At 74.7% G+C, this 19213-nt stretch carries 19 protein-coding genes; 6 read left to right on the top strand and 13 right to left on the bottom strand.

Going from position 1 to position 19213, the window contains the following annotated elements; all coding sequences use genetic code 11:
* Positions 1 to 167 precede the first annotated feature (167 nt).
* Positions 168 to 401 (bottom strand): hypothetical protein, encoded by a 234-nt coding sequence (locus tag K1J57_RS11635; RefSeq protein WP_220564455.1) that lies wholly within the window; start codon positions 399 to 401, stop codon positions 168 to 170.
* Positions 402 to 587: 186 nt separating this feature from the next.
* Between K1J57_RS11635 and K1J57_RS11630 the strand changes: the two genes are divergently transcribed.
* From K1J57_RS11630 to K1J57_RS11605, 6 genes are all read left to right on the top strand, one after another.
* The gene (locus K1J57_RS11630) at positions 588 to 893 is read left to right on the top strand and encodes a hypothetical protein (RefSeq protein ID WP_220564454.1); all 306 of its coding nucleotides are present in this window, start codon (positions 588 to 590) and stop codon (positions 891 to 893) included.
* A 226-nt stretch (positions 894 to 1119) separates the two neighbouring features.
* Positions 1120 to 3615 (top strand): serine/threonine protein kinase, encoded by a 2496-nt coding sequence (locus tag K1J57_RS11625; RefSeq protein ID WP_220564453.1) that lies wholly within the window; start codon positions 1120 to 1122, stop codon positions 3613 to 3615.
* 194 nt (positions 3616 to 3809) lie between these two features.
* Positions 3810 to 4382: a hypothetical protein gene (locus K1J57_RS11620; protein ID WP_220564452.1), complete on the top strand. Its 573-nt coding sequence runs from the start codon at positions 3810 to 3812 to the stop codon at positions 4380 to 4382.
* A gap of 40 nt (positions 4383 to 4422) precedes the next feature.
* Positions 4423 to 4761, top strand: a complete 339-nt coding sequence (locus K1J57_RS11615) for a hypothetical protein (protein WP_220564451.1) — start codon at positions 4423 to 4425, stop codon at positions 4759 to 4761.
* A 64-nt stretch (positions 4762 to 4825) separates the two neighbouring features.
* Positions 4826 to 5656, top strand: a complete 831-nt coding sequence (locus tag K1J57_RS11610; protein WP_220564450.1) for a hypothetical protein — start codon at positions 4826 to 4828, stop codon at positions 5654 to 5656.
* Positions 5657 to 5669: 13 nt separating this feature from the next.
* The gene (locus K1J57_RS11605) at positions 5670 to 6086 is read left to right on the top strand and encodes a hypothetical protein (RefSeq protein ID WP_220564449.1); all 417 of its coding nucleotides are present in this window, start codon (positions 5670 to 5672) and stop codon (positions 6084 to 6086) included.
* A gap of 21 nt (positions 6087 to 6107) precedes the next feature.
* Here K1J57_RS11605 and K1J57_RS11600 read toward each other — a convergent pair whose 3' ends face one another.
* From K1J57_RS11600 to K1J57_RS11545, 12 genes are all read right to left on the bottom strand, one after another.
* Positions 6108 to 6587: a DUF4913 domain-containing protein gene (locus tag K1J57_RS11600; protein ID WP_220564448.1), complete on the bottom strand. Its 480-nt coding sequence runs from the start codon at positions 6585 to 6587 to the stop codon at positions 6108 to 6110.
* A gap of 89 nt (positions 6588 to 6676) precedes the next feature.
* Positions 6677 to 8221, bottom strand: coding sequence for a hypothetical protein (locus tag K1J57_RS11595; RefSeq protein WP_220564447.1), 1545 nt, complete (start codon positions 8219 to 8221; stop codon positions 6677 to 6679).
* Between the two features lie 40 nt (positions 8222 to 8261).
* A complete protein-coding gene (locus K1J57_RS11590) occupies positions 8262 to 9224 on the bottom strand; it encodes a hypothetical protein (protein WP_220564446.1) in 963 nt (320 codons plus the stop codon).
* A gap of 82 nt (positions 9225 to 9306) precedes the next feature.
* Complete coding sequence (locus K1J57_RS11585) at positions 9307 to 10509, bottom strand: hypothetical protein (RefSeq protein WP_220564445.1); 1203 nt, start codon at positions 10507 to 10509, stop codon at positions 9307 to 9309.
* Between the two features lie 3 nt (positions 10510 to 10512).
* The gene (locus tag K1J57_RS11580; protein ID WP_220564444.1) at positions 10513 to 12348 is read right to left on the bottom strand and encodes a type IV secretory system conjugative DNA transfer family protein; all 1836 of its coding nucleotides are present in this window, start codon (positions 12346 to 12348) and stop codon (positions 10513 to 10515) included.
* Between the two features lie 3 nt (positions 12349 to 12351).
* Positions 12352 to 13899: a hypothetical protein gene (locus K1J57_RS11575; RefSeq protein ID WP_220564443.1), complete on the bottom strand. Its 1548-nt coding sequence runs from the start codon at positions 13897 to 13899 to the stop codon at positions 12352 to 12354.
* 9 nt (positions 13900 to 13908) lie between these two features.
* Entirely contained in the window at positions 13909 to 15378 is a 1470-nt protein-coding gene (locus K1J57_RS11570) for an SCO6880 family protein (protein ID WP_220564442.1), read from the bottom strand.
* Entirely contained in the window at positions 15379 to 17001 is a 1623-nt protein-coding gene (locus K1J57_RS11565) for a hypothetical protein (protein ID WP_220564441.1), read from the bottom strand.
* A gap of 65 nt (positions 17002 to 17066) precedes the next feature.
* Complete coding sequence (locus tag K1J57_RS11560) at positions 17067 to 17930, bottom strand: hypothetical protein (RefSeq protein ID WP_255646976.1); 864 nt, start codon at positions 17928 to 17930, stop codon at positions 17067 to 17069.
* A gap of 31 nt (positions 17931 to 17961) precedes the next feature.
* Positions 17962 to 18303 carry a hypothetical protein gene (locus tag K1J57_RS11555; RefSeq protein ID WP_220564440.1) on the bottom strand — a complete coding sequence of 114 codons (342 nt, stop codon included), beginning with the start codon at positions 18301 to 18303 and terminating at the stop codon, positions 17962 to 17964.
* Positions 18303 to 18641 (bottom strand): hypothetical protein, encoded by a 339-nt coding sequence (locus tag K1J57_RS11550; RefSeq protein ID WP_255646975.1) that lies wholly within the window; start codon positions 18639 to 18641, stop codon positions 18303 to 18305. Before K1J57_RS11550 ends, K1J57_RS11555 begins: the two co-directional genes overlap by 1 nt.
* 9 nt (positions 18642 to 18650) lie before the next feature.
* Positions 18651 to 19169 (bottom strand): hypothetical protein, encoded by a 519-nt coding sequence (locus K1J57_RS11545; RefSeq protein ID WP_255646973.1) that lies wholly within the window; start codon positions 19167 to 19169, stop codon positions 18651 to 18653.
* Positions 19170 to 19213 lie beyond the last annotated feature (44 nt).

Here is a 19213-nt window from a genome sequence, read left to right as displayed (position 1 = left end):
GTCGGGGCCCGGGGGACGCCGGTCAGGGGCAGGGGCGCGCCGGTCAGGGGGCGGAGGCCTCTTGCAGGAGGGCTTGCGGCCCTTCTCCGCGCCGCCGCCCGGTCCCCTCGTCGCCGTCCGCGCGGCCGGGTCCGGGGGCACCACCGGTCAAGGGGCGGAGACCGCCTTCAGGAAGCCCCACGGCCCTTCTTCGCGCCGCCGTCCGATCTCCTCGCCACCGCCCGCGCGGCCGGGTCCAGCCCGAAGCGGGTGGACGCCTCATGCCCCTTGGCCCTCTGCTCGACCGCCTCCGCTATGGAGAGCTTCTTGCCGGTCCTCGGCTCGAAGGCGGTCGTGGGGTTGTCCCCCAGGTCGCCCGCCCCACCGCCGGCGTTCCCGCCGCTGCTCTTACCTTGTGCCATCCCGCACTTCCTTCCTGATGGTCCTCCGTGCCGTGGCCCGGACGTCAGGCGGGCACCGTGCGCTCCAGGGGGAAGGGAACGGGCCCAGCGCACGGAAACCAGATCCGGATGTCTGAATCCACAGGCTTTTCCGGCCTTTTCCGCACCCTTCCCCGGTGCTAGCATCCGAGCTTCGCACATGCCACCGTGCCCCGCAGCACGCCGGTGGCGTCGAAACGCTCGGCCACCCTGCACCCGTTGGGCCGGAACCGCCCGGAGGACGTTCCGGGCGCCCACAAGAACGAAGGTGAGCGAAGCATGGCCGGAAAGTGGAAAGCGATCAAGCAGGAACTCAAGAGGAACCAGGACTCGCAGAAGCCGACCAGTCTGGGTGAGGCGGTGAGTCAGGCGAGCAAGAGCACCCAGTCGACCAGCCTGCTCTCGTCCGCCCGCGCGGCGCAGAGGAGCCAGCGGGAAGGCCGGCTGTTCAACCGGAAGGGCAAGAGCGCCTGACCGGTGCGGGGCCGGTGACCGGTCCGCGCTTCCCCGCTCAGCGGGTGTGTACTAGGCTCACCGCAGCGTTGCCGGGCACCGTGCCCCGCCCCGGAACCACCTCCCCTCCCCGCCCGCGCAGCGGTCGGCCCGCGCAGGCGTCGCCCCGGGCCGCCCGGGTCCCGACCCGCATCCCCCTCCGCGCGCCGCCGGTCGGAGGGGACCGCCGCCGTCCAGGAGGGACCCCATGCTCGGTCAGGGCCGCCGCCGTGTGCCGCCACCCCCGGTTCCCGGGATGCGCTCCCTGACCACCATCCGCCTCGGCGACGCCTCGCTGCTCTGGCAGGCCGAGCCCGAGTCGGGCGAGCCGCCCTTCGCGGTGAAGCTGCTGCGCCCGTCGCCCGACACCGGGCGGCCGGACGAGGTGGGCCTGTGGGAGGAGTTCTCCGCCACCGAAGGCGTGCAGCCGCTGCTGTTCTCCGGCGTCACCGACGAGGGCCGCCCCTACGCGGTGACGGAGCTGCGCCCGGAGGGCGACTACGGCCAGGCGCTGGCGCGCGGCGAGCAGCTCTCCGTGGACGAGGTCGTGGCCGCGGGCGAGGCCGTGGCGGGGGCGCTGGCCGCGATGCACGCCGCCGGGTTCCTGCACCACGCGGTGCGCCCGGACCACATCCTGCACGGCGAACCGGGTCCCGCCCTCGTGGACTTCGGCTCGGCGCTGCCCCTGGACCACCCGTTCCCGCCGGTGTACTACACGCGCCGGGACCTGCACCACACGCCGCCCGAGGAGCTGCGCGGGGAGGCGCCCTCGCCGGCGTCCGACGTGTTCCGGCTGGCCTCGACCCTGTGGACGCTCCTGGACGGGCGGCCCCCGTTCGACCCTGACGCGGACGGGGAGGAGCCCCTGTCGGAGTACCGGGACCGGATCCTGTCCGCCGCCGCCGTCGGGGACATACGGCGGGAGGACGTCCCGGAGTGGCTGCGGGCGGTCCTGCGCCGGGCGCTGGACCCGGACCCCGCGCTGCGGACGGCGACCGCCGAGGAGTTCGCGGCCGCGCTGGCCGCGCGCCAGGCCCCGCTAGGCGGGGAGGCGCCGGAGTCCGCGGACGGCGAAGGCCACCCGGAGGGGGCCGGAGGGGCCGCTGTCCCGGAAAGCGAAGGGGCACAGGAGGCCGAAGAGGCGCAGGAGGTGCAGGAGCCCCGCGCGGCGACGCCCGACGCTGACGACGGTTACCCCGAGGAGGCCGAAGGGGCGCAGGGGACCGAAGAGGCGCAAGAGGCCCGCGCGGCAGCGCCCGATACCGACAACGGCTACCCCGACGAGGTCGGAGGGGCCACCGACCCCGAAGCCGAAGGGGCGCAGGGGGCCGAAGAGGCACAGGAGGCACCAGAGCCCCGCGCGGCGACGCTCGGCGCCGCCGACGGGTACCCCGACGAGGCGGAAACCGCGCCCCTGGCCGCGGCCACCCGGACGGAAGCACCCGCCCGGGCAGAGTCCGATTCCGACCCCGACGACGGATACCCCGACGAGACGGAAACCGCGCCCCTGGCCGCGGAGGAACGCGCCTGGTGGGAGGAGGACGAGAAACCGCAGCCCCTGTCGTCCCCCGCCGCCCGAGCGGACGCAGCCTCCCGGACAGACTCCGGTCCCGACCCCGACGATGACGGCTACCCGGACGACGGGTACCCCGACGACGACACGAGCACGGGGGCCGGAGTCCCCGGAACCCTCCGCGCGCGGCGGGCCGCCGTCCTTCCGGAAGCCGATGGACCCGGCTCCGCAGACCAGGAGGAGACGGAACCGCTCGGCGCCCTCGGCACCGCGAGTGGTCCCGCGCGGCCCGACTCCGGCACGTCGGCGACGGGCACCCCCCGGCCGCCCGCGCCGCCCCGTCCCCCGGCCGCCACCGGGCCTTCGACGGCCCCCACCGCGGCGTACAGCGCGCCCGCGCCGAGCACCGGCACGAAGGCGGACGCCCCCGCGTCGACCACTCCCCTCAGCCCTTCGACGGCCCCCGCGGCGGCGCACACCGCGCCCGCGCCGAGAGTCCGGCCGTCCGTGTCCACTCCGGCCGCCCCCGCTCCCACCGCCCCTCTGTCCGGCTCCCCCGCGCCGACGCGGCGCGACCCGGGGCCGGCCCCGGCGCCGCCGTTCCGGCCGTCGCCGGCTCCCCGGCCCGCCGCACCCCCCGCGCCCGCCTTCGGCACCGGCGGCCCGGACCGCTTCGCGCCGCCGTACCCCGACCTGGCTCCGGAACCGCCGCGGGAACGCCGGTTCGGCGCCCTCGTCGGACCGGTACTCGTCGGCCTGCTGGCCGTCGTGGTGGTGGCGGCGGGCATCACCGTGCTGGTGCGGGGCATGGGCGGGGACGACTCTCCGTCCGCCTCCCCGGAGGCGGGGGCGGAGTCCTCCGGCGGCCCGGAGCCCGGGGCCTCGGCGCCCCCGGCCGACGACCCCGCCGTGGCGCTGGCCCCCGCGGACGTGGCGCTCACCGACGACCTCGTGGCCGTGTCGCTGACCTGGACGGACAACACCGGCGGCGAGAGCGCGCACGTGATAGTCGGTGGCCCCGCCGACACCCGGGGGACGTCGATGGCCCGCACCGAGGCGGGCGAGTCCTCGGTGGAGATCTCCGGTCTCAACCCGGAGGTGGAGTACTGCTTCCAGGTGGTCGCCGTCCACTCGACCGAGGTCCTGGCCCCCTCCGAGGAGGTCTGCACCGACCGCGCCGACACCGGCTGACCCCGACCGGTGAATCACCGGCACGTCGATTCACCTTTCCACGAAAGGGACCCGGTACCGGAAATGCGGCGGCAGGGTCGGCATTCCTCGCACCCGAGCAACGTGGTATACATCCTCTGTTGCGAAAGATGCCCCGGTTCACACGATCCGGCGACACGAAGCGACGATCGGCCGGAGGAGAACGGGGGAAGCGGATGGGCACGTCCCTGCTCGGTGGATTACCGACCTGGTTGCAGTTGCTCATGATGTCCTACACGATCATCTCGGGCATGTCCCTCATGGTCATTTTCACGATCCGCTCGGCTGTCGAGGGAAGGACCGACAAGAGCAAGAACCTCCTGCTCAACGGCCCCACCAAAAAGGACGTGGAAAAGAACAAGAAGTTCCCGGGGACCGACACCAGGATCACCTCCATGGGCATCGTTCCGAAGAAGGAGCTGGACGAGCTCCAACGCACGGAACAGAAGATGAAGAGCGAACTGCGCCCCATGGAGGAGGAGACCCGGCTGATGAAGGTGCACGCCACCAAGACAGCCAGCCAGAGCACCCTCCTGGAAGGCATCCAGAAGAGGTTCGACGGGGCCGCGAAGGACGGCGACGCCCTGGTCAAGGCGGTGGACACCGAGGCCGCCACGGCCGCGACGGCCGAGCGCACCGGCCTGGTCGTCGTCCGCGGCAACAACCAGGGGGCCGCCCTGCGCTCGGCCCGCCAGAACCACCTCCCCAACGAACCGGGGAGAAGCCGCGGCGCGAGGCCGTCCCCGTGACCGCCCGCCGAGCACACCCGTCGCGGAAGGAGTGATCCCCTTGCCCGACGAGCGGATCCTCGTCCTGGCCGCCGCCACCCTCCTCGTCCTCGCCGTCCAGGGGGTCCTGCACTTCTCCCTGGTACGGAGCCGGGTCCACCTCCCCGAGGGGACCCGGCTGCGGGACCTGCCGAACCCGGCCGACGGCCGGCGGCTCGTCGCCGAGTACGAATCCCGCCTCCTGGAGCGGCGCTCCGCCGACCCGTCCCCCGACCCCGGACCCCGCACGCCGCCCTCGCCGTCCCGGCCGCCCTCCCCGACCGCCCGCGCGTGGGCGGGTTCCTGGCCCTGGGCGGCGCTGATCCTGCTGATCGGTGTCTGCACCCTCGCCGGGTGGTAGAAGAAGAGGTCGAACATTGAGCTTCGTGGTCACCGGGCTTGTGACGACGGCCTTCCTCGTCCTGATGACGAGTATCTCCGTCCAGCTCCGGAACACCCTGAAGACCGCGAGGACGACGCGCCAGTCGAACTACCTCGCGGCCCTCAACAGCCCCACCGAGAAAAACAAGGCCCTGGACCGGATCGACGACCTGAAGCGCAAGCCGGAGGAGCTCGCCGCCGAACAGCTCGAACTGCTGGACAAGCAGGTCATCGCCGTCAACACGATCCTCCAGCGGGCCGACGAGGTCCAGCGGGTCGTCGAGAAGAAGAACCAGACCGTCGGGACCCTGGAGCGCGCGGGCGCCCTCGACATCGTCTTCAGCCTGACCGACGCGGGCCTGCGATCCGACGTCAGCACCGGCGGCGCCCTCCAGGCCGCCGTGGACGAGCGCAACCGCAAGAAGGAGGCGGGGCAGGACACCGCGCTGGACGACCTCGCCCTCCGGGAGCACGGGCGCGCCGGTCTGATCTCCGAGCTCTACGAGGCCAGGGCGGACGCCCCCCTCTCCGCCGAGGACAAGAAGCGGCTGGACCGGTACGTTCGGGAGCAGAACCACCTCAACTCCACGGTCAACGACCTCCTCCGGGACGCCCTGGAGAACCGTCCGGCGAGCATCGCCCGGGCAGGGGCCCGCCACGGCCTCACCGATCCGAACAGGCGGGGCGTCGCCCCTCCCCAGTACTTCGGCCCCCACTCCCGGCTCGGCCCGGCCCAGGGCATCATGGCGGCCATCCAGAACGGCCCCTCCCGGCCCGCGACCGACCCCGCCAACATCCCCCGGCTGCCCGTGACGAACACGACCGTCAGGAACACCGGACGGGGCCCCTCCTCCGGCCGGTCGTCCACCCCGTAGAGAGACGCACACCATGGTTCTACTTCTCTGCGTGCTCGCCGGGGCCTTCGTCTTCACCAAGTCCATGCGTCGGATCGTGGACCACGGGCTGGACGTCCCGGCGGCGCTGACCGCCCAGGAGGCCGAACGCGCCCGCACGGAGGTGTCCCTGGCCGCGCTGGCCCGGGTCGACGCCCTGCTGGACGAGGCCGACCGGGCCTCGGCGGCGGGGGACGCCGACGCGGCCGAAACCACGGCCGAACGTGCCGACCGGGAGCTGGCCGCCTACCCGGCCGAGGCCGACCGGGCCGCCGAGGCGGCCGAGGCCGACCTGCCGCGCAGGCGGGCGGCCGCCGGGGCCGCCCGCGTGGCGGACCTCGTCCTGGCCGCCGCCGGTGCGGCCCTGGTGGTCGTCGGCGGGGTCCTGGGTTTCGCGCTCATCCTCGGCTAGGAGCGGCGCACCCCCGGCCCGTCACCACTCGTCCTCGAACCAGCCCTCGGGGGCGGGGTCGGCGGGCAGGGGCCGGGGCTCCTGGTGGCGGCGCGAGGTGCACTCGCGGAACGGCCCGTTGTCCCCGAGCAGGATGCCCATCTGGAAGTCCAGGTGGTCCCGGTACCAGATGGCCATGCCGGTGCCCGCCTCCCAGCGCAGCACCTCCCAGGCGTGCCACAGCGCCTGGAAGCGCGACACCGCCTCGGCGTGGCGCCACCACTCCTTGCACCACCGGAACTGACCGCCCTCGGGGCGGACGTAGACCGGCAGGAAGCGCAGCCGCACGAACTCCTCGACGTTCCGGAACACCGGCTCCGGGGCCGGGTCGCCCTCCTCCCCGTCCCCGGGGACGTCCACGCCGCCGAGGGCCTCGGAGACGTCGGGGGTCTCGTCCTTCAGCGTCCCCCCGGCCCCGGGGAGCAGGGCCCCGTCCGGCCGTTCTTCCTGTTCGGTGTCCATCGGTGTCCTGTCTCTCCTTGTCGTGGTCGTGTGCCGGGCCGCGGCCCCCGGCCCTGGGCCCGGGGGCGTCCGCGGGCGGGGCCGCCCCGTCAGCGGCCGGCGGCCGACCGCCGGGTCAGGGTGCTCAGCTCGTTGCGCTGGCGCCGGTGGACGACGGTCGCCCGCCGGACCGCCGCGTTCGCCTGCACCCGGGTGCGCGGCAGCCCGACGCCGTCGCGGCGGACTGCGTCGGTCCGGCCCGCCCGGTAGGCGGCCCGCTGCTCGCGGGCCTGCTGTACGCGCTGCCGGTTCCGGTCGCGGCGCTCGTCGAGGTTCCCCTGCTGTGCGCGGTCCAGGCGGGTGGCGGGGGTCCGGGCGACCGCGCGGCCGTTGGCCTCCACCGCGCGCTCCGCCTGCCCCCGGTTCTTCGGCAGGCGCGCGTCGGCCAGCTCCGGGCGCCGGTCGGGGGCGTCGGCCCCGGCTCCGGCGCGCAGGCGGGCGGCGTCCCCGTTCCCCGCCGCCACCACTGCCCCGCGGCCCTGGCGCGCCTCGTTGACCGGGAAGTCCCTGCCCCGGTCCAGCGCGTAGAGGACGGCGTCCCCCTGGGGGAAGCCGCTGCCGGTCCCCGCGCGGGTGCGCTCCTCGGCGAGCGCCAGGCCTTCGCGGTAACGGGCGTCGAACCCGGGCAGGCTCCGCCGGGCGTTGTCGATGAGCGCGGGCACGGAGCCCGCGGGGGCCCTCCCGTCGAGGGCGGCGGTGATGACCGACTCGGCGGCGTCGCGCCGCCAGTTCGGGTCGGTGCGGGCGTCCTTGAACCGGGGGACGGCCCTGACCAGCCACTCCTCCATCGGTACGGGGCGTTCGTCCGCCGACCACACCGCGCCGGCCACGGCCGTGTTCTTGTCGAGCCGGGCGGAGTGCGGGTCGCCCGCGAAGGCGCGGTCCTGGACGAGGCCGCGTTCGACGGACGCCGCGAGCTGGGGGTGCCGCTCGGCCAGGGCCTCCAGGACCCGGGCCTCGGCCTGCCGGGCCTGCGGCCCGGTGGCCTCGGCCGCGCTGAGGTAGAGCGCGCCGAGGTCGCGCGGGCGCAGCCTGCCCAGGTCGGAGCCGTCGAGGGCGCGCCGCCAGGACTGCTCGGGCGGCGTACCGGGGTCGATCCCCTTCTCCTGGAGGGCGGCGTGCGCGGTCCTCTCCAGGTTCCCGCTCACCAGGTCCCGCTCCAGGGCCTTGGCCATCGTCGCGAAGTCGAGCCGGTCGCGGGCCTCGCGGACCTGCCGGGTGTCCGCCCCGGGCAGCGCGGCCGCAGCGGCGGCGGGGTCGGCGCCCCGGGCCAGGTGGAGGGCGGCCTGCACGAGGGCCGGGGAGCCCGCCACGTGGGTCTCGGGGAAGAACGCCTCGCCGCTGCTCTGGAGCCGGCGCCTGCGCAGGTGGCCGTGGAGGGAGGCCATGGCGAGCCAGCCGGAGTTGGTCATGCCGCCGCGCGCGATCGGTGCCCGCATGGCGGCGGCCAGGAGGGCGTCGGCCGTGTCGAGCCGTCCCCCGCCGGAGTCCGACCCCCCGCTCTCGCGGGGGCCGGTCGGCTGTTCCCGGGTGCGGCGCCGGGAACGCGCCTCCTCGTCGTCCCAGCGGCCGACGCCGCCGTTCCGTTCGCTCATCCCCTGCCTCCCGGACGCCGTCGTCCCCGTCGCGGAACCATCACACTCCACGCCCCCTTCGGTCGGACCCCTGGTCGTGTGCCCGCGATGCGGAACGGCGCGGCCGGGAGACCTTCCCACCGGAGGCGCGCGCGACCGCCCCGCGGAGCCCCGTCGCGGCATTCGGCCGACGCCGGCCGGGCTCCACGGCCTCCGGCACCGACACGGGGAGGGGAACGGTGAGGTCCGCCGGCAGGAGACCCGCCCGCAGCTCCGCCCTGGCGAGCCGGCTCTCGAACCCGGCGAGGCTCGCCCGCTCCCGCCTGCGGTCCTCCCGCAGAAGCGAGCGCAGTTCACCGAGGGGCATGCGGGTGCCCAGCAGGCCCTGGAGCGCTTCCTTCCTCCGGCCGAGTTCCGCCAGGCGGTCCGCTCTGGCCGCCTTGACCTCCGGCCGGGCGACGGCCGCGTCCGCTTCGGCCTTGGCGGCCGCCTCGGCGGACGCGGCCCCGACCCGGCGCACCTCGGCGGCGCTGTCGGTGCGGGCGCGGTCGACGAGGGCGCTCCCCTGGGCGGAGGCGAGGCCGATACCCCGCTCCCCTTCCTCCCCGGCGGCCCGCACGTGCCCGGCGGCCTCGGCGGGGGCGAGGGTGAGCGCCCTGTTCTCCGCGTCGCGGACCAGTGCCCTGCCGGTGCCCTCCGCGCGCTCCACGAGCCCCTCGGCCTCGGACCGCGCGTGCCGGACCGCTTCCGCTCCGCGCGCCCGCGCGGCACGGACCCGGGCCTCGCCGTCCCGGCGGACGCGGTCCACGTGCTCATCGATCCTGATGCTGCTGCCCACGCCCGCTATGTACGCCTGTGTCCGGGACTCCTCGACCTCCTTGAGCCGTCTCCCGATCCACAGGTCCCGCACGGGGCGGCCCTCGGCGTCCCGGCCGCCACCGGCGCCCGGCGGGAGCCCGCGCGGGGGACGCGCCCGCTCCGCGGAACCCCGCTTCAGAAGCGGTCCTGCTTCGCCGTCTGCCATGGCCTGGTCCTTCCGTGGGGGGTGGGTTCGGGCGGGCGCCGCCGTGCTCCGGCCCGCGCCGGCCGGCGGTGCGTGCGGAGGTTCACGAGCCGCCCGCCCTTCTCCTGGGGGCGGGGACCCGCACCGGGGCGCGGCGCGGCGCGGGCACCGCCCTCCCCCGGTTGCGTCCGACCGCCCCGCCGAGCCTCAGGCCGGGGCCGCGTCCGGCCGCGCCGCCGAGCCGCAGCCCGGGGATGCGCGGGCGGGGCGCCGGGGTCGCGGTCGGCGAACCGGCCGGCGCGGGGCGCACGGGCGCCGGAGCGGGCCCCAGGCTCTGCTCCGCCGCCGCGATCCGGTTCCGGAACCCGCGGGTCGACTCCCGCCCCTGGCGGTGGTCCGCGCGCAGGCGGGCGTGCAGGGCGCGCGGGGCCAGGCGCTGCCCGCGCAGGTCCCGCACCTCGGAGGCCCTGCGGTCGAGGTCCGCCAGGCGCTCCGTGCGCGCGGCGTCGATCTCCCGCAGGGCCGCACCCGCACGGGTCACGGCCTGTCGGTTGTCCCGGTCGCGGTCGGCCCGGGCCCGGACCACCTCGGCGTCGGCGGAAGCGCGGACGCGGTCCACGACGGCGTCGCCGCGCTGCCGTGCCCGGTCGACGCGCCGGTCGCGGGCCTGCTCGGCGGCGCGCACGCGCGCGTCGGCCTGCGCCGGGGGGAGGTTGCGCGCCTCCCAGCGCGCACGCCGGACGCCGGCCTCGCCGGTCCGGCGCGCCTGGTCGGTGAGCCGGCCGGCCCGCTCCCGGGCCTCCCCGACCCGGGCGGCCCGGCGCCGCACGGCCTCCCGGACCCGGGCGTCGCCGTTCTCCCGGACGGCGGCCACGCGGTCCTCGACACGCCCCAGGGCCTGTTCGGCCTCCCGGTCCGTCCTCTTCCTCGCGCGTTCGATGCTCGCGAGCCGGGCCCTGATCCGCCAGCGCCGCACCGGGCGGCCCCGCCGGAGCGACCAGCGCAGCACGAGGAAGGAGACCCGGAAGGCGAACCGCGAGAGCCGGAACACCGCCTCGGCCAGGGCCCTGAGCACGGCCCCCAGCAGTTGGAGGATCCAGCCCGCGAGCCTGTTCAGGCCCTTGAGCGCGGCGGCGGTCTCCGGGGCGATCTGCCCGCCGCCGTCAGGGAGCCCCGGCCCCCCCGGGACGCCCCCGGAGGAGCGGGGGGTCAGTCCGGCGGCCTCCTGGGCCAGGGAGGAACCGCTGCGCTCCCGGTCGCGGGAGCGCGTGTGCTCGGGCGGCTGCGCCGCGTCGGCTCCGGCCATGTCCTACTCCTTCTCCGCGACGGCCGCACCGCTGCGGCGGCCGCCGTAGCGCTTGCGGGCCCCGCTGGTGATGAGCGCCTCGGCGGCCTTGATCTCGGCGGAGATCAGGGGGGCGCGGCGGTCCCGGTACCACGGGAGCATCCGCAGGATGGTGGGCTTGGCGGCGGTGGCGAAGAGCAGGCAGTCGCCCTTGTCGATCCGGCGGATGTCCGAGCCCTGGAGGATCTCCTGCCGCCGCAGCTGCACCGAGTGGTTGCCCTTGCCCTCGCCATAGCTGAAGGACGTGGTGGACACGTCGTGCTGGCCGACGAGCTTGGAGAGGGCGTCCACGATCTTGTGGTCGTCGAGTCCGGCGCCGAACACCTTGACCGTGGCGGCGGACCACATCGCCTCCATGCCGTTCTCCGTCCACACCCGCACGCCCTGGCGGTGGCTCTGGAGGATGGTGACCGGCACGATGCCCCGCGACCCCAGGTGGGAGTACATGTCGGGCAGGTCGGCGATCTTGCAGATGTTCGCGGCCTCGTCCAGGACCGCCACCAGCGGCGGGTCCAGGCGGCCGCCCTGCGCCTCGGAGGCCTGCTCGCCGGCGAGGAAGATCGCGTCCGTGAGCGCGGCGATGAGCGGCGCGGACGCCGCCCGGGACTTGCTGAGCAGGTGCAGGGTCTGGCGGGTGGTGACGAAGGAGCGCGGCTGGAACTCGGGGAAGGGGTCGCCCTCCTGGGGCGTCACCCACCGCATGATCTCGGGGTCGTCCAGGCAGCGGGCGGCGGTGCGCGCCGTGGTGTAGATGCCGTCGCGGGTCTCCGCGACGATGTTCTGCGTCTCGCGCAGGGCCTCGGCGTAGGCGGTGAACCCGTGCTCGAACAGGATGTCCACCGGCTGGGGCAGCTTGGTGTCGTGGAGCCACTCGCCGACCTCCCGCAGCGACCGGCCGTCCAGGGCGGCGGCCAGGATGAGCTGGGAGAGCAGGGCGCGGGCGGCGGGCCCCCACATGTCCTTCTTGGAGTCGTCGTCGATGGTGAGGACGAAGTGCCCGGCGAGCCGGTAGGCGTCCTCGACGCCGCGCACCTCCGCCAGCGGGTCCCACCAGAACTCCTGCTCCTGGTGGGTGATGTGCTGGGGGTCGAACAGCCACACGCGCTCGCCGGTGGTCCGCTGCCGGATGGCCGCCGTCGCCGACCAGACGTCGGCCTTGTTGCTGGTGGCCAGCGCCGCGCCGGGCGCGTCCAGGACGTAGGGGATGGCCATCGCGGTGGTCTTGCCCGCCCGGGGCGCCATGAAGGCGAGGACGGTGTCCTCCCACGAGGCGAACAGGCGCTTGCCGACCCGGTCCCCTCCCATGCGGACGTCCCCGAGGGCCAGGCCCACGTCGGCGTCCCCGAGCGACCGCCCCCGGGACCCGGCCAGGGAGCGCCGCCGCAGGCGGACGGCCTTGTCGGCGGCCTCGGGTCGGGCCAGCTCCGAGACGGTGTCGTTGTCCTTGTTCAGGGCGCCGACCGCGTCCGGCTGCCCGTACAGGGCGTCGCGCAGGCGGGCCAGGGCCCACCACACCGCCGCGACGGACGCGGCGGCCAGGAGGGTGAACACCACGAGGACCGGGACCGTGGGCACGCCCGGCCACACCGCCGCGGTGTCCCGCATCAGGAGGGAGTAGGCCCACAGGGGGCCGAAGGGGGTCACCGTCCCGCCCAGCACCGCCGCCACGAGGCGGGCGGAGAGCCAGAACAGGAAGAACAGGCCGACCACGCCCCAGAGCGCGAGCAGGACCAGCAGGGGCGGCGCGCCCGCCGCGGCCACCCCGCCCTTCACCTGGTACTTCGGACGTTCACGGGCCACGGTTCACTCCCTCCGGATCGCCTGGTCGGTGTCGTACAGGGCGAGCTCGTCACGGGTGAGGGTCATCTGCACCGGGATGCCCAGGCGCTCCGCACCGGTCTTGATCAGGTACTTGCCGCGGCCCGGGTGGCGGGCCCCGGGCTGCCAGGAGTCGGGTGAGGACCAGGAGGAGACCAGCCCCTGCTCGGGGGCGGTCATCGGGGTGATGCGGTTGACGGCCGCGAGCTCGCGCGGCGGCAGGCCCGCCAGGACGGTGATGGCGGAGCGGTCCACGAACCCGCGCGCCTTGGCCCGGTCCTCCTCGGTGGCCAGGGCCTCCAGGTCGTTGAGGGAGTGCGTCACCATGACCGAGGCCATGCCCTTGGAGCGGTTGAGCCGGGTGAGGGAGTCGGCGAACTCCACCAGGCCGGGGGCGCCGCGCAGGGCCCGCCACAGCTCGTCCATGACCCCGATGTAGGAGCGGCGCCGGATGACGCCGTGCTCGGAGAGGACCGCGGCGGCGTCCACCATCCCGAACCCGTAGCTCCACGTGCAGAGCATGGCGGCGGTGAGGAGCTTGTCCCCGGCCGCGCCCACGCGGGAGATGTCGACGCTGATCCCCGGGGCCTCCAGGTCGAGCGGTGTCGTGGTCTCGCCGTCGAAGACCCCCGCCAGGGAGCCCGTGCACAGCAGGCGCAGGGTGAAGACGAGGTCGTCGACGCGTTTGTCGTACTGGTCCCGGGTGTCGGCGCGGGCGAACGACCGCAGCGAGTCGGGCCCCTCCTCCACGACGTTGAGCACGTCGATGACGGTGGGCTGGCGCAGGCCGGCGAGCCGCTCGTCCAGCAGGTCGATGGCCGCGCCGAGCACGACCTCCTCGGAGTTGGCGATCCGCCCTTCGCGGACCAGGGTGCACAGCGCCATGAGCAGGGAGATCCGGCGCGAGCGCACCTCCCAGCGCAGTTTCTCCCGCTCCATGTCGGTGAGCCGCCCCATGACCTGGCCCAGGGGCCCGGCGTCGAGCGGGTTGATCCGGTCCAGGCCCCGTCCGATGCGCACCACCTGGCCGCCCAGGTGGGCGATGAGGTCGCTGTAGTCGGGCTTGGTGTCGCCCAGGATGATCGCCTGGGATCCGAACGACACGGCACCCGTGACCAGCCGCTTGACGAACGTGGACTTGCCCGTGCCCGGCTGGCCCAGGACGAAGCACCCGGGGTTGGTGATCAGCCCCGCGCGCAGCCACGCCATCGGGTCCAGGCAGACGACCTCGCCCGAGAGCAGGTCGCGGCCGATGGGGGTGCCGATCGCGGGCGGCTTGCTGCTGGTGACGAAGGGGAACAGCCCGCACGCCTGCGCGGTGGTGGCCTGGTACTCCACGACGTTGGGGATGTTGGGCGAGGCCCCGCCGCCCCGGTGGCGCCAGCCGAGCAGGGGGGCGATGACCTCGCGGTCCCGCTCCGCCGACCGGTCGGGCGCGGCCGTCTCCCGCTGCTTCTTGCGCTTGAGCCGCCTGCGCTCCTCGCGCTGCTGGCGGCGCTCCTCCGCCCGGCTCTGCCTGTCGACGATCGCCATCGGTGTCTCCTAACCCATACCGCGCTGGACGAGGAACGGCGGGCACACGCCCAGGGGCAGGGTCGTGGCGAACGCGACGTCCTGGCTGCCCCAGGCCCGGCGCAGCCGGATCCGGGAGGTCTCGGCCGCCGACTCCGTGTGCGCGATCGCCTGCTGCATCTTCTGCTCGTCGTCGACGGTCGCCGTCGTGTACAGGCTCACCTGCACCAGGCCGGCGCCGCGCGTCTCCTCCTGCGCCGCCTGCCGCGCGTAGGCCAGGTCCTGCCGGTCCCGGGCGCTCACCCGGTGGCGCACCCGGAAGGACAGCTCGCTCTTGTACTGGGCGGCGGCGTTCTGCGCCTCCAGGGCGCGGGCCGCCGCGGCCGCCGGCCAGGGCCGGAACAGCAGGGTGGTGCGCTTGACCCAGCGGGTCGGAGAGAGCAGTTCGGCGAGCACCGTGCTGGTGACGTGGGTGCGCGGCGCCTCCTGCCAGATCCACGAGACGCTCGTGCCGCTGTCGTGGGTGTAGCGGTCGTGGTGCGCCTCGGCCTCGACCGGGGTGGCGTCCGTCCAGTCGACGCTGCCGATGCCCTCGGGGGTCTTCTGGAGCAGGGAGCTGAGGTCGTTGAGCGCCGTCGGGTCGTAGGCGGAGCGCACCATCGCGACGAGCTGCTCCGGGGTGGCCCGGCCCAGGACCGAGACGCCCGAGCCCGCCAGGGAGGTCTCGATCTGGTTCAGGTAGCCGTTGATCTCGACCGCGGCCTGCATGCGGTCCTTGGGGGCGGTGGGGAACCTCCGCGGGTCGTAGGTGATGCTGACGCGGGTCTCCACCTGGGCGCTGACGGTGGGCGCGTTGACGACGAGGTCGTGCATGATCTTGCGGGCGGCCTCGGGGGAGGCCGGGTCGATCTCCGCCTCGACGCGGTGGCGCAGCGTGCTGCCCGGGTCGGGCCGGGACTCGACCGTCACCGTCACCCACTGGACCCACGGCATGTACCCGAGGGAGGCCAGCCACTGGTGCCAGCCCGCCACCCAGGTGTCGACGTCGGAGGGCTCGGCGAGCCACACCGAGTTGGACGACACCAGGACCGTCGCGGTCATGTGGCCCAGGCGCCGGTTCCAGGCCAGCCCGAACCGGCCGCCCCGGCCGTCCTCGCAGGAGAGCAGGGTGACGGGGGCCAGCACGCCGGGCAGCTGGAAGGCGCGCGGGTGCTCGACCATGACGCCCGCCCGGTAGCGGGTGTGCCCGAGCGCCTTGGCCCACCACCAGCGCAGCCGGGTGAGCAGGAAGCTCAGCAGGGACTCGCCCTGCACCGGCACCGCGGCCAGCACGAACGCCACCGACATGACCGGCAGCAGGTACAGGGCCAGCCCGGGGGCGAACAGCCCGGCCAGCATCAGCAGGATGAGCCCCGCGAAGAGGACGAGGGTGGCGGTGAGGCCGAGCCCGAAGAGCCCGATGCTGCGGCGCTTGCGCCACCCCCCGTACGTGCGGACCACCTAGACCATCCTTCCGTCGGCTCCGGTGGGCGCGTCCGCGCCCGCCGCTCCCCCGGGGCCGGCGGTCGACACCGAGCCCCCCGTGTCCAGGGACGCGCCCTCCGAGACGCTCCCCCCGTACGAGTCGCCGCCCCCCGCGTAGGAGGCGCCCGAAGCGCCGGGGTCGGCCCCGCCGCCCCCGCCTCCCTCGACCGCTCCCGAGGCGGAGACGTAGGACGCCTCGGAGGCCGAGGTCGTCGATCCGACCGACTCCGACGCGCCCGGGGCCGCCGATCCCGAACCGCCCGGGAGGGCCGAGTCCGCGCCGGCCTGCGCCGTCGGGTCGCCGCCGGTCCCCTCGGGGAGCCCGGCGTCGCCGGTCCCGTCGAGGGCGCCCCCGGCCTCGGGGGCCCCGGCCGCGGCGAGCCCGGCCGTCGCGGCCCCGGAACCGCCCTGGCCGCCCAGGGTCCCCAGGGCGCCCCGGTCCGCGGCACCGGACGCCGGGCCGGAGTCGCCGGCCTGCTGCACCCCGCCCCCGCTCCCCCCGTCGAGGTTGCGGGCCACCCCGGAGGCGCGCTCGTTGGCCCCGGCGGCGGCCGCCTGGAGGCCGCCGGACCCTCCGGAGTACGAGGCCGGGGAGCCGTCCGTGCCCCCGCCGGCCCCGGCGGAGGAGCCGCCGCCCTCCGAGGCGCCGCTGCCGCCGCCCCCGCCTCCGCCGCTCCCGCCGCCGCCGGTGATGGAACCGATGCCCCCCGCGGTGAGGGCGACCATCCAGACCCCGGCCGAGCCCATCAGGCGCATCAGCACGGGGAGGGAGCCGGTGGCCAGGAGCATCACGCCGGCGCCCACCAGGTACGTGGACAGCCCGTTGCTGCTGTCGTCGCCGGTGGTGCCGAGGAGGACCAGCCCGACCAGGTAGATCATCAGCAGCAGCGGCTTGTACAGGATGCAGGCGAACAGCCAGCCGATGACCTTGGGGAAGATCCGCAGGCCGGGCACCATCGTGCTGGCCGCCGCCAGCGGCAGCAGGCAGGCCAGGAGGTAGACGATCGCGTTCAGCACGGACAGGATGACCATCTGCGCGATGAGCCCGAGGATCACGGCGAGGGAGACGAGGTTGGTGAACGCCTGGCGCGCGGCGTCGTTGTCGAATCCCAGGGCGTCCTCGTCGGCGCCCACCCGCATGATGCTGGGGTAGACCTCCCGTGCCGACGAGAGGAGGTTGATCGGCCCCTCGCTGTTGTTCAGGTGCGGCCGCTGCCCCTGGTAGGTCGGCGCGTCGATGATCATCTGGGTCAGCGCGCTGCCGAAGGACATCAGGACGTAGACGAGGAAGAGCCCGGCGAAGGTCGTGATGATCACCGACAGCAGGCCGCGGACCAGGTCCATCATCGGGTCGAGGCGGCGGGTCCAGAGCAGTCGGACCGCCGCCAGCAGGATGCCCAGGGTCGCCAGGAAGAGCACCAGGGGGTTGAAGATGTTCTGGATGTGGAGCACGCCCTCGTCGACGACGAGCAGGCCGCCCGTGGGCGGTCCGTTCGCGTCGGCGCCGATGGGCGGCCTGCTCCCGCCGAGGATCAGCAGGTCGAACATACGCTCGGTGACGCCCTGAAGGCTCTCACCGACCCATTCGTCCATGTTCATTCGCCTCGCCCCCTCTCCTCCAGCCGCCCCGGTCCCTCCCGGTCGCGCCGGCCCTCATTCGTCCGTCAGTCCGGGCAGTAGTCCTGCGGGAAGTCGCCCACCTCCCGGTTGGCCTCCACCCAGGCCGGGTACTGCGTGCAGATGTAGTAGCGCTTGACCGCGCCCTCCCCCCGGCCGGCGGCCAGCTGGTACTTGCGCGGGACCTCGTCGAAGTCGTCGATGGCGTCCTTGCACGACTTCGCGGTCTCGTTCAGCAGGCTCGACGGGAGGTTGGCGCAGTGGTAGGTCGCCCAGATCCAGTCGGACCTCCCCATGAGGTCGCGGTCGTCCCCCCGGGGAGTGCAGGGGGAGTGCTCGAAGTTGTTGTGCACGTCCGCGAAGCCCGTGACGAAGCAGTACTCGTAGCAGTCCGAGGCCCCGTCGTAGGTGCACCGCACGTCGTCGGCGCCGGTCAGGGGGAGGGTGTGCGAGAGCTCGGTCCACCGGTCGGAGTCGGGGCAGACGTACGTGCTGGTGTCGGGGTCCCTGAGCCCGCCCTCGCAGGAGCTCTCCTGCTCCCTGGCGGCCTGCTCCTGGACGACCCGCTCGACGAGGTTCCCCAGGTCCTCCTCGGTGTCGTGCCGTGACCCCTGGAGGAGCACCGCCGCCAGGGAGCCCGCGGCGATGAGCAGGATGATCCCGAGGATGACCCAGGGGAGCTCGGCCATGCCGCGCGCGGCGATCCAGGGGTCGCCGGTGAAGTTGGCGTGGATCATCCGCCCGCCGATGATGATCAGCGCGAGGACCCCGACGACCGCGCCGAGGCCGACGACGTAGCCCAGCAGCTCGTTGCCCGCGCGCTCGAACTGCACCAGGGCCGCGGCGGAGTCGATGCCCGTGGCGGCGTCGGAGGCCGCCCGGTCCGAGAACCGGTACGCGGAGTACGTCATCACGTCTTTCCCGTCGTCATGACAGTGAGGTTCACACCCCGAGCAGCGTGGTCACGATGGGGACGGCGACGAGCATCAGCGAGACGCCCATGATGGTCCACAGGGCGCCGCTGACGCCCTCGGCGGCCATCTCGGAGCGGCCCAGCCTGCCGGCGGCCATCTTCCCCGCGGAGTACAGCAGCCCGATGACCCCGACCACGACGACGACCCCCTGGGCGAAGTTGAGCAGTCTCCCGACGGGGTTCCCCGAGGGGTTCTGCTCGCCGTTCTGCGACCAGGCCGGCATCCGGGGCTCGGGGTCCCAGGTCACTTCGAGGGGAAGGGAGGCGGCCAGGTGGGCGGCGTCCGCGAGGACGGCGAGCGCACCCGCCATCAACCGCCGCCCACGTTGGCGACGGCCCGGATCACGGGCACGGCGACGAGCATCAGGGAGATGCCCATGATGGTCCAGACGAGGCCGCCGACACCGTCGGCGGCCAGGTCGGAGCGGCCGAACTTGCCGATGGCCATCTTCCCGGCGGCGAAGAGCACGCCGATGATGCCGATGACGACGATGATGCCCTGGCCCCAGTTGATGGCGGTGCCGATCGGGTCGTCGCCCTCGTCGAAGTCGGGCAGTTTGGGGTCGGTGGTCCACCCGAAGTCCATGGGGACCATGGCCAGGTGGTGGGTCAGGTCGGCCGCGACCTGGAGGTATCCGTCCATGCTCATCCGTTCTCGTCAGCCTGCGGGGGTGGGGGTCCGGACCCCGGCCGCCGCCGTGATCCGGGCCAGGGCCCGGGACGCCTTGCCCGGCAGCTTCACCCTCGCCGCCTCGGCCGCGTCGACGTAGCGCAGGCCCGGGACGAAGGGGAAGCGGATCGGGGGCCCGGTGCGCTCGCCCACCAGGCGCAACCGCGCCGAGGACTCGGGGGGTTCGGGGCCGGAGCCGTCGGCCACGACCACCAGGGCGGCGGGGCGCAGCCCGTTGTGCTCCAGGACGTTGACGACCTCCGCCAGCCGCGTCGTCGCGGTGATGCCGTCCCGGGTGACGAGGACCAGGGGGCGGCCGAAGACGGAGATCAGGTCGCGGTCGGGCGTGTAGGCGCCGAGGTCCCAGGGGGTGCCGAGCAGTGCGGCCAGGGTGGTCGCGCCCGCGCCCCCGTGGCAGCCCAGGACCACGGCCTCCCCGAGACCGCTCCCGGAGGACGCGGTGGAGGCTCCGCGCACGTCATCGACGTCGATGGGTCGCCTCCTCATCTGGTCCTCCCCGGATCGCTCGGTCCGTTCCGCCGGAAGGGACG

Origin of the sequence: Nocardiopsis sp. MT53 (assembly GCF_019598965.1) — a bacterium.
In the GTDB taxonomy this organism is placed as follows: domain Bacteria; phylum Actinomycetota; class Actinomycetes; order Streptosporangiales; family Streptosporangiaceae; genus Nocardiopsis; species Nocardiopsis changdeensis.
Note: the sequence above shows the minus strand (reverse complement) of the source record. Positions and strands in the feature narration are given on the sequence as shown.

Coding starts and splice junctions, on each gene's coding strand:
- K1J57_RS11560 (WP_255646976.1), bottom strand. CDS start 17,930: ATGACGTACTCCGCGTACCGGTTCTCGGACCGGGCGGCCTCCGACGCC.
- K1J57_RS11600 (WP_220564448.1), bottom strand. CDS start 6,587: ATGGACACCGAACAGGAAGAACGGCCGGACGGGGCCCTGCTCCCCGGG.
- K1J57_RS11545 (WP_255646973.1), bottom strand. CDS start 19,169: ATGAGGAGGCGACCCATCGACGTCGATGACGTGCGCGGAGCCTCCACC.
- K1J57_RS11565 (WP_220564441.1), bottom strand. CDS start 17,001: ATGAACATGGACGAATGGGTCGGTGAGAGCCTTCAGGGCGTCACCGAG.
- K1J57_RS11625 (WP_220564453.1), top strand. CDS start 1,120: ATGCTCGGTCAGGGCCGCCGCCGTGTGCCGCCACCCCCGGTTCCCGGG.
- K1J57_RS11575 (WP_220564443.1), bottom strand. CDS start 13,899: ATGGCGATCGTCGACAGGCAGAGCCGGGCGGAGGAGCGCCGCCAGCAG.
- K1J57_RS11605 (WP_220564449.1), top strand. CDS start 5,670: ATGGTTCTACTTCTCTGCGTGCTCGCCGGGGCCTTCGTCTTCACCAAG.
- K1J57_RS11585 (WP_220564445.1), bottom strand. CDS start 10,509: ATGGCCGGAGCCGACGCGGCGCAGCCGCCCGAGCACACGCGCTCCCGC.
- K1J57_RS11590 (WP_220564446.1), bottom strand. CDS start 9,224: ATGGCAGACGGCGAAGCAGGACCGCTTCTGAAGCGGGGTTCCGCGGAG.
- K1J57_RS11610 (WP_220564450.1), top strand. CDS start 4,826: ATGACGAGTATCTCCGTCCAGCTCCGGAACACCCTGAAGACCGCGAGG.
- K1J57_RS11635 (WP_220564455.1), bottom strand. CDS start 401: ATGGCACAAGGTAAGAGCAGCGGCGGGAACGCCGGCGGTGGGGCGGGC.
- K1J57_RS11555 (WP_220564440.1), bottom strand. CDS start 18,303: ATGGCGGGTGCGCTCGCCGTCCTCGCGGACGCCGCCCACCTGGCCGCC.
- K1J57_RS11620 (WP_220564452.1), top strand. CDS start 3,810: ATGGGCACGTCCCTGCTCGGTGGATTACCGACCTGGTTGCAGTTGCTC.
- K1J57_RS11595 (WP_220564447.1), bottom strand. CDS start 8,221: ATGAGCGAACGGAACGGCGGCGTCGGCCGCTGGGACGACGAGGAGGCG.
- K1J57_RS11550 (WP_255646975.1), bottom strand. CDS start 18,641: ATGAGCATGGACGGATACCTCCAGGTCGCGGCCGACCTGACCCACCAC.